Below are 754 nucleotides of genomic sequence, written 5' to 3'. Positions count from 1 at the left end.
GCTCGCCCGCCGCCCTGGTGGTGAAGGTGACGGCGAGGACCTGCTGCGGCGCGACCACGCCCGTCAGGGTCGCGTGGGCGATCCGGTGCGTGATCGCACGCGTCTTGCCGGTGCCGGCCCCGGCCAGCACGCAGACGGGGCCGCGCACCGCCTCGGCGACGGCCCGCTGCTCCGGGTCCAGCCCCGCCAACACCCCGCGTGCGTCCATGCCTCTATTCTCACAGCGCCCACCGACAGGAATGCCGGAAAGCCCCGCGGTGTTCCACCCGACGTCGGGTTTGATCTCCAACACGAAGGAACTTGACCATGAGCGCGACCGGCCGGCTGACCATGTACACCACCCCGTGGTGCGGTTTCTGCAAGCGCCTCAAGGCCCAGCTCGCCCGTGAGGGCATCGAGATCCACGAGATCGACATCGAGAAGGACCCGGCCGCCGCCGACTACGTCATGTCCGTCAACGGCGGCAACCAGACGGTACCGACCATCGTTTACCCCGACGGCACGGCCGTCACCAATCCCAGTGCCAAGGCCGTTCAGGCGAAGATGGCGTCGCTGGTCCAGTAGGCGGTCAGCGGCGGCCGGGACGATCACCGCGACGGCCTCGGTCGTCCTTGCCGTTGCGGTGTTCGCGGTCGCTGCGGGGGCGCGGGGGGTGGGCCTGGTCGGCCAGGAGGCGCAGGCAGAAGGCGGGGATGCGGTCGCGGCCGCCGGCGGCCCTGGCGAGGGTGGCCAGGACGGCGTCGGGGAGGGTGCG

At 71.5% G+C, this 754-nt stretch carries 3 protein-coding genes; 1 reads left to right on the top strand and 2 read right to left on the bottom strand.

Going from position 1 to position 754, the window contains the following annotated elements; genetic code table 11:
- Positions 1 to 208: UvrD-helicase domain-containing protein (locus tag ACYVE7_RS35050; protein ID WP_460370982.1), on the bottom strand; the 208-nt coding region annotated here is incomplete at its 3' end.
- 98 nt (positions 209 to 306) lie between these two features.
- Here ACYVE7_RS35050 and ACYVE7_RS35045 point away from each other — a divergent pair.
- Positions 307 to 564 (top strand): mycoredoxin, encoded by a 258-nt coding sequence (locus ACYVE7_RS35045; RefSeq protein WP_460370980.1) that lies wholly within the window; start codon positions 307 to 309, stop codon positions 562 to 564.
- Positions 565 to 568: 4 nt separating this feature from the next.
- On the opposite strand, the gene ACYVE7_RS35040 is transcribed toward ACYVE7_RS35045, so the two are convergent.
- Positions 569 to 754 (bottom strand): hypothetical protein (locus ACYVE7_RS35040; protein WP_460370978.1); only part of this gene is annotated, 186 nt, incomplete at its 5' end.

The organism is Actinocorallia lasiicapitis, assembly GCF_054778695.1.
Note: the sequence above shows the minus strand (reverse complement) of the source record. Positions and strands in the feature narration are given on the sequence as shown.